The following is a 7670-nucleotide window of genomic DNA, read 5'->3' as shown; positions in this document are numbered from 1 at the left end:
GGTGCCCGAGCGTCTTGCCGACGTTTCCCCGGTGGATCGCCGCGACAATGTCCAACACTTCGACCTGCAGTAGCCAGACCGCTTTTTCTTTCTCCTGCAGCAACTCACCCAACTCGTCCGGGTCACACCTCCAGAGCTCTGGAGAGGTGACTTCGTCGCCGGCGGCCATGACATTAATTCTACCGCCGGCACCGACAATATGGCCGCGTACGGGTGATCAGGAATTGGATACTTTCACAATAACCCCAACGAAACATAGAGCGCGCGCGTTCAACTCCTGCGAGTTGGGGGCGAACCCATCAGATGGACGGCGCGATTGACGCGGCGGCGCGGATGGTCTGGGTGATGGCGGCGGCCAGTGCGGCGGAGTCGCTCGTACGGTAGACGCGGTCGTCGAGTTCTAGTTCGACCACATCGCCGCTGGAGTTGACGGTGGCGGCCACGAGACCGTCCGGCGACTCGGCGGTCGCCTCCAGTTTCTCAGCACCAACTCAGCCTTCGGACGCCCCACTCCCCGCCATGAACAGAAATCCCACACTTACTTAATGGATTTCAGACGCAGGACAATAGAGCGCGCGCGTTCAACTCCTGTGAGTTGGGCGGCGAACCTCATCAGATGGATGGTGCGATTGTTCCTGTGACTGCGAAGCGACTGACCGACTGACCGATAGTGATTTACCAGGAGCGGGCGAGGTCGGATTTTTCCGGCTGGTTGGCGAAGAGAGCGTTGGCGCGGGTAGCCATGATGCGCTCGAGGTCTGCCGCGGCGGCGCGGATGGTCTGGGTGATGGCGGCGGCCAGCGCGGCGGAGTCGCTCGTACGGTAAACGCGGTCGTCGAGTTCCAGCTCGACCACATCGCCGCGGGAGTTGACGGTGGCGGCCACGAGACCGTCCGGCGACTCGGCGGTCGCCTCCAGTTTCGCGCTCTCGTCGCGAAGGGTGCGGAGTTTGGTCGCAATCTCCGCGATGCTGGCCAGGTGCTGCGCGGTGGAATGCAACGAGTCTCCCGGTCGCTCGTACGGACGTCTGTGCGCATGATCTTTCCAGGTAGGCCACCGGATTCCGGGTCTTGACCGGTAACTGCCACGCCGGGTTGAAGAGCCCGCTGAGGCCCGATGATGGCAAACCATGAGGAGACTTGCGGCATTGGCCGCCGCGGCGGTGATAGCGGCGCTGTCCCTTCCGGCGTCGGTTGCCGCCGCGCCGCCGGACGGTGCGTGCAACAACCCGTCGCCGTCCCGCCCGGTGATCACGCAGCTGCCGTGGGCCCAGCAGCTTTTCGACCTGAGTCGGGTCTGGCCGTACACGACCGGTGCCGGCGTGACAGTCGCGGTCGTCGACTCCGGCGTGGACGCGGATCATCCGCAGCTGCGCGGAGCCGTCCTGCCGGGCCGGGATTTCTATTTGGTGGGAACGCTTCCCGGCAACTACGACTGCGCTTCGCACGGTACGGCCGTCGCGTCGATCATCGCCGCGCGGGCGGCCAGTGGCGTCGGTTTCGAAGGCATCGCGCCGGGCGCGACGATCCTGCCCGTACGCATCGTCGACGACGCCCAGTCCGATTCCGGCGAGGCGACGCCGATCGATCCGAACATCGTCGCGAAAGGCATTCGGTACGCCGCCGACCAGGGCGCCAAGGTCATCAACCTTTCGCTGGCTGGTTACGGAAACTACGGGCAGATCCAGGACGCCGTGAAATACGCGCAAAGCCGTGATGCGTTGATTGTCGCGGCGGTGGGCAACGGGCAGGCGCAGACTCCGGACGCGATCTCTTTCCCGGCCGCGTATCCGGGAGTGCTGGGCGTCGGATCGATCGACATCAACGGTGCGCGCAACGCCGACTCGCAGGTTGGTACGTACGTGTCGCTGGTCGCTCCCGGTACGAAGGTCGTTGGCGCGAACCGGATCGCGGGACACCAGTACTGGGATGGTACGAGTTTCGCGACGCCTTTCGTTTCCGGCGCCGCCGCACTGGTACGAGCGGCATACCCGAAACTCACCGCACCGCAGGTCGCGCAGCGGCTGATCGCGACCGCGACGGTGGCGCCCGGCGGGGCCAGGAGCCAGGAGTACGGCGCCGGCATCGTCGACCCGTACCGGGCCGTGACGGACGGCCTTGGCGGGAAGCCACAGAACCTCGGCCCGGTCATCGTGCGGCCGCCCAGCCCAGCTGTCGTACGCGCGCAGCATTATTGGTGGCAGGCCGGCGTAGGCGCGAAAATCGTGACCGCCGCGGTGATCGCGGCGGTTTTCCTGGCCGCGATTCTCGCGTGGGCATTGCCGCGTGCCCGCCGTCGCAAGTGGCGCGCGACGCTGGCCACTCCAGCGGCGGGCACGATCGTACGCAAGGAACCACCTGAGCAGACCTCGCTTTTCCCCAGCTCGGCTGCCGGCCACGGCAGAGGATGACAGGGAGGCCGCGGTGGAGCTTTTCGATGCCGGGCACATGATGTTCCTTCGCCAGCAGCGGCAGGAGTTGCGTGAGCTGCAAGCGAGGCGGACCGAGACGACCGTCTTCTCACCCGATGGTCTGGTCAGCGCCACGGTCGACGAGCGCGGGCACCTCACCGGCCTTTGGCTGGACGGGCGGATCTACCGCTCGCCGGACTCCCGCGTGTTCTCGGCGAAGGTCATCGAGTCCTGACCTACGCAGGCGGCGACCATGTCGTCGTCCGAGCGGCCGGAGCCTTCGACCGTCAGTAGCGTACGTACGACTTCGCTCATCATGTGGCCAGTGTGCGGGCCGAACCGCGGTGCTGCGCCCGGTTGTCCTGTCGCTGCCAACAAAACAACCCCGCCCCAGTGGGACGGGGTTATTTCGTGGGCTGGGTCAGATCGGCACGTTCGCGATGTTCGACTTCGCGGACGAGACCGCCTGGTTGAGCTCGACCACCGAGTGGCCGACCGCCCGGTGGAAGACCTGCAGCATCTGCTGGTGCGCCTGGTTCATCTGCGCACGTGCGTGATGGACCTCCTGAAGCTGCGCCTGGGCGCCGTCTGGCCACTCATGGGCGAGCTGGTTCATCACTCGCTGCCAGTTGTCCGTCTCGTTCTGGACGTGGCCCATCGTGGTCTGGACTTGCTGCTGGACGTTCTGCAGCATCGCGAAATTACCTTGGACTCGCATCGTGTTTCCTCCTTTACGCGCTGGTCGGGCCGCCGAGGGCGCCGCCGAACGGGTCCGAGCCGAGCACCGAGCTGAACGACTGGTGCAGGTTCTGGTCGGCCTGGTCGTACAGGTTCCCGGAGTAGTTGGTGCTGTCGCCCATGGCCCGAAGCGCGTTGCTGAGCCGCAGGTGTCCGGCCTGCCACTGGTCGTGGGCGCTGTACAGCGCGGTGGCGTACGAGCCAGAGATCTGGCCGTTCAGCGAGGCGATGTGGCCCGCGAGCGTCTTGCTGTGCCCGTCAAGGTTCTGGGCCACGGTGTGCGCCATTCGCCCGCCGTGCATGATGGACTCGGTTACACCGTCAAGTCTGTCCATCGTCGCTCCTTCCGTGATGGATCGGGCCGACGAGTTTCGTGCCCGTGCGCCGAACGTAATCCGGGCGGTCCGGCATAACGGGCACTCGGCACCTTCCTGCCACACCCCCGCCCCACGCGCGGCGAGCCGGCACCATCGACTCGAACCGTTCAGCGAGGAGGTCTACAGGTGGCGACCGTTGTGGTGCGCCGGCCGTTACGGCGGCCGGCGCCGGAAATGCCGACTGGTGAACTGCTGCTGGAGGCTCCGCCGGAGATTCCGACGCCGACGGGACGATCGTGGACGCAGGCCCTGATGGTCCTGCCGATGATGGCCATGATGGCGTCGATCATCCTGCTTTCCAGTGCTGGCAGCACAAATACCAGCCCGCTGCGGTACGTCACGTTCGGACTGTTCGGTTTCGCGATGCTCGGCATGCTGGCAATGGTTTTTCTCAACAACAGTGGCCCGAGCAAACGTGAAATGGGGGTGGCCCGGCGCCGGTTCCTGCGTGGACTTTCCCAGCATCGCGTCCGGGTCGCGCGTACCGCCGGCCGCCAGCGCGACGCGCTCTGGTACGTCCATCCGGACCCGGACTCGCTGTGGTCACTGCTGGAAAGCTTCCGGCTGTGGGAAAGACGGCGGTCCGACGAGGACTTCGGCGTCGTACGAGTCGGGGTCGGCAAGCAGCCGCTGGCCACCACCCTGGTGCCACCGGACACCCAGCCGCTGGAGCAGTTGGAGCCACTTTCCGCGCTGGCGCTGCGAAGGTTCATCACCACGTACTCGGTGATTGGCGACCTTCCGCTGGCGCTGGCGATCACCGGCTTCAGCCGAATCCACGTGGACGGCGACCGCGGCCGGTCCATCGACCTGGTACGCGCGATGCTCGCGCAGCTGGCCACGTTGCAGCCGCCGGACGACCTGCGGATCGCGATCTGCGCCGGGCCGGAGCAGCTGGCCGAATGGGACTGGGTGAAATGGCTGCCGCATGCGCTGCACCCGGATCGTACGGACGCGCTCGGGCCACTGCGGCTGGTCGCCAATGCCATCCCGATCCTGGAAATCATGCTGGAAGGCGTGCTCGCCGACCGGCCGCGCTTCGACTCGACCTCGGCGGCGCCGACGTCCGGACCGCACCTGGTGGTGGTGCTCGACGGCGGTTCCTTCGCCGGCTCCGACCATCTGGTCACCGCGACCGGCGTCGAGGGCGCCACCGTGATCGACCTGACCACGGTGCCACCACGTACGCCCGACCGGTCCGGGCTGATTCTCAACGTCGCCCAGGACGGGTCGTTGAGCAGCCTCACCGCGGATACCGACACCGAGGTGGAGCTCGGCACCGCCGACGCGATGAGCAGGGTCTGCGCGGAAGCACTGGCCCGGCAAATGGCGCCGCTGCGACTGACCGCGGGTGCGCGCGGCGAGCAGCCGCTCAGCTCCACGCTCGGGCTCGCCGAGCTGCTCGACCTCGGTGACCCGTTTGCCTTCAATCCTCACGACACCTGGCTGCCGCGGCCCAACCGGGACCGGCTGCGGGTACGGTTCGGCATCCGCCCGGACGGGTCGCCGGTCGAGCTGGACCTGAAGGAGTCCGCGCAGGACGGCATGGGCCCACACGGTCTGCTGATCGGCGCGACTGGCTCCGGAAAGAGCGAGCTGCTGCGTACGCTGGTGTTGGCGCTCGCGGTCACCCATCCGCCGAACACGCTGAATTTCGCACTGATCGACTTCAAGGGTGGCGCGACCTTCACCAGGTTGGACAAGCTGCCGCACACCAGCGCGGTGATCACCAACCTCGCCGACGAGCTGCCGCTGGTCGACCGGATGACCGACGCCTTGAACGGCGAGTTGATCCGGCGCCAGGAACTGCTCCGGGCCGCCGGCAACTTCTCTTCCCTGCGGGACTACGAAAAGGCGCGGGTGGCCGGCGCGCCGCTGGCCGAAGTGCCGACGCTTTTCGTGATCTGCGACGAATTCAGCGAGCTGCTGCAGGCCCGGCCGGACTTCATTGACGTTTTCGTGCAGATCGGCCGGGTCGGCCGATCGCTCGGCGTTCATTTGCTGCTGGCCAGTCAGCGGCTGGAGGAAGGCCGGCTGCGTGGCCTGGACGCCCATTTGTCGTACCGGATCGGCCTGCGGACCTTTTCCGACATCGACAGCCGCGTCGTGCTGGGCGTGAACGACGCCTTCACGTTGCCGCGCGCGCCCGGTCACGGTTTTCTGCGGTACGGCGACGAACCGATGGTCCGGTTCCGGTCCGCGTACGTCTCCGGCGTCCACTTGCCCGGCGACCTGCGACCGGACGGGTCAGGCTCGTACGAGGCGATTGGCCTGCAGGAGTTCACCACCGCGTACGTGGCGCCGCCAGTAGACGAGGAGGAAGAGAACGAGACGCCCGAGATCGACCCGGACGAGGCGATCGGCGAGAGCCTGATGGACATCCTGGTGGACCGGTTCATGGGCCAGGGCACGCCGGCGCACCAGGTGTGGCTGCCGCCACTGGGTACGCCGCCGCCGCTGAACGAGCTGCTCGGCGAGATCGGTTCGGTTCCCGGCCGCGGTTTTGGCGCCCTGAACCCGAATCTGCATGGCGCGCTGCGCGCGGTGGCGGGCATCGTCGACCGGCCGTTGGACCAGCGCCGCGACCCGCTGGTGGTCGATCTTTCCGACGCCGGCGGACATCTGTTGGTGATGGGCGCGCCGCGGAGCGGCAAAAGCACGACCATTCGGACGATCATCGCGAGCCTCGCGCTGACTCACACACCGAGCGAGGTCCAGTTCTACTGCCTGGACTTCGGTGGCGGCACGCTCGGATCGATTCGCGGGCTGCCGCATGTCGGTGGCGTCGCGAGCCGGCAGAACGCCGGTGCGGTACGGCGAAGTGTCGCCGAGGTCGCCACCGTGCTGGCCGACCGCGAACGGCGTTTCGCCGAGCTCGACATCGACGGCATGGCCACGTACCGCGCGAAACGTGCCAACGGCACGGTCGTGGACGACGACTACGGCGACGTTTTCCTGGTGGTGGACGGATGGCCGACGCTGCGCAAGGACTTCGAGGATCTGGAGGACGTGATTGGCGGGATCGCCACCCGCGGCCTCGCGTACGGAGTGCACGTCCTCGCCACCTGTTCGCGGCCGTTCGACCTGCGCCCGACCATGCGCGACCTGTTCGGCAGCCGGATCGAGCTGCGCTTGGGCGATCCTGGCGACAGCATGGTGGACCGGCCGAGCGCACTGAAGGTGCCCGAAGGCGCGCCCGGTCGTGGCATCGCGACCAGTAAGCACGAGCTTTTGGTGGCTGCGCCACGAATCGACGGCGTCACCGAGCCGGCCAGCCTGCCGGACGCGATCGTCGCGTTGGTCGAGGCGGTGGGCCGCGGGTGGCACGGCGAGGCGGCGCCGAGCGTACGCATGCTGCCCAGCAACCTGTCGTACGCGACGTTGCCGGACGAGCAGTTGGGCTCGCGCAAGATCGCGATCGGCATCGCTGAGCACGACCTCAGGCCGGTGTATCTGGACTTCGACATGGACCCGCACGCATTGCTGTTTGGCGACTCCGAGTCCGGCAAGACGAATTTCCTGCGCGTACTGGCAAAACGAATCACCACGGCGAACACGCCGGCACAGGCGCGGATGATCATCGTCGATCACCGGCGCGGCCTGCTCGGCGAGGTGGAGTCCGAACATCTGCTCGGCTACGGCTCGAACCTCTCGGTCACCACGAAGCTGATGGAGGACGTGGCGACCGCGATGAAGAACCGGCTGCCCGGCCCGGACGTGACGCCCGAACAGCTGCGGGCGCGGTCGTGGTGGCAGGGCCCGGAGTTGTACGTGTTGATCGACGACTACGACCTCGTCGTGACACAGATGACCAACCCGTTCCAGCCACTGCTCGAGTTTTTGGCGCAGGGCCGCGATATCGGCCTGCACGTCATCCTCACCCGGCGCAGTGGCGGCGCCGGCCGGGCGCTTTTCGAACAGTTCGTCTCGCGGCTGCGCGATGTGGGTACGCCCGGCGTGCTGCTGTCCGGTGACAAGGACGAAGGCGTCCTGCTCGGTGGGGTCAAGCCGGAGCCGCTGCCGCCGGGTCGCGGCCGGCTCATTCACCGCAAGGGCTCGCCGCAGCTGATCCAGCTCGGCTGGGTGGACCCGACCGAGTGAGCGATGGCCGGTTGCTGCCGCCGCACTCGCAACCGACCGGACAA

7 protein-coding genes are annotated in these 7670 nt (G+C 67.1%); 3 read left to right on the top strand and 4 right to left on the bottom strand.

Translation table 11 applies throughout. The annotated features are described in order from the left end of the window. Positions 1–299 precede the first annotated feature (299 nt). Together ABD301_RS41270 and ABD301_RS41265 are read right to left on the bottom strand one after the other, a co-directional pair. The gene (locus ABD301_RS41270) at positions 300–476 is read right to left on the bottom strand and encodes a YbaB/EbfC family nucleoid-associated protein (protein ID WP_163572785.1); all 177 of its coding nucleotides are present in this window, start codon (positions 474–476) and stop codon (positions 300–302) included. Positions 477–675: 199 nt separating this feature from the next. After that, a complete protein-coding gene (locus tag ABD301_RS41265) occupies positions 676–999 on the bottom strand; it encodes a YbaB/EbfC family nucleoid-associated protein (RefSeq protein ID WP_279579748.1) in 324 nt (107 codons plus the stop codon). A 130-nt stretch (positions 1000–1129) separates the two neighbouring features. On the opposite strand from ABD301_RS41265, the gene mycP reads away from it, so the two are divergent. Together mycP and ABD301_RS41255 are read left to right on the top strand one after the other, a co-directional pair. After that, positions 1130–2410: a type VII secretion-associated serine protease mycosin gene (gene mycP, locus ABD301_RS41260; RefSeq protein WP_344315464.1), complete on the top strand. Its 1281-nt coding sequence runs from the start codon at positions 1130–1132 to the stop codon at positions 2408–2410. A gap of 13 nt (positions 2411–2423) precedes the next feature. Continuing rightward, the gene (locus ABD301_RS41255; protein WP_344315463.1) at positions 2424–2645 is read left to right on the top strand and encodes a YbaB/EbfC family nucleoid-associated protein; all 222 of its coding nucleotides are present in this window, start codon (positions 2424–2426) and stop codon (positions 2643–2645) included. Positions 2646–2831: 186 nt separating this feature from the next. On the opposite strand, the gene ABD301_RS41250 is transcribed toward ABD301_RS41255, so the two are convergent. Continuing rightward, entirely contained in the window at positions 2832–3128 is a 297-nt protein-coding gene (locus ABD301_RS41250; protein ID WP_163567590.1) for a hypothetical protein, read from the bottom strand. 13 nt (positions 3129–3141) lie between these two features. Further along, positions 3142–3483 (bottom strand): WXG100 family type VII secretion target, encoded by a 342-nt coding sequence (locus ABD301_RS41245; protein ID WP_163567591.1) that lies wholly within the window; start codon positions 3481–3483, stop codon positions 3142–3144. A gap of 168 nt (positions 3484–3651) precedes the next feature. Between ABD301_RS41245 and eccCa the strand changes: the two genes are divergently transcribed. Continuing rightward, a complete protein-coding gene (gene eccCa, locus ABD301_RS41240; RefSeq protein WP_344315461.1) occupies positions 3652–7626 on the top strand; it encodes a type VII secretion protein EccCa in 3975 nt (1324 codons plus the stop codon). Positions 7627–7670: the final 44 nt, after the last annotated feature.

It is taken from the genome of Fodinicola feengrottensis (genome assembly GCF_039530045.1).
Lineage (GTDB): Bacteria > Actinomycetota > Actinomycetes > Mycobacteriales > HKI-0501 > Fodinicola > Fodinicola feengrottensis.
Note: the sequence above shows the minus strand (reverse complement) of the source record. Positions and strands in the feature narration are given on the sequence as shown.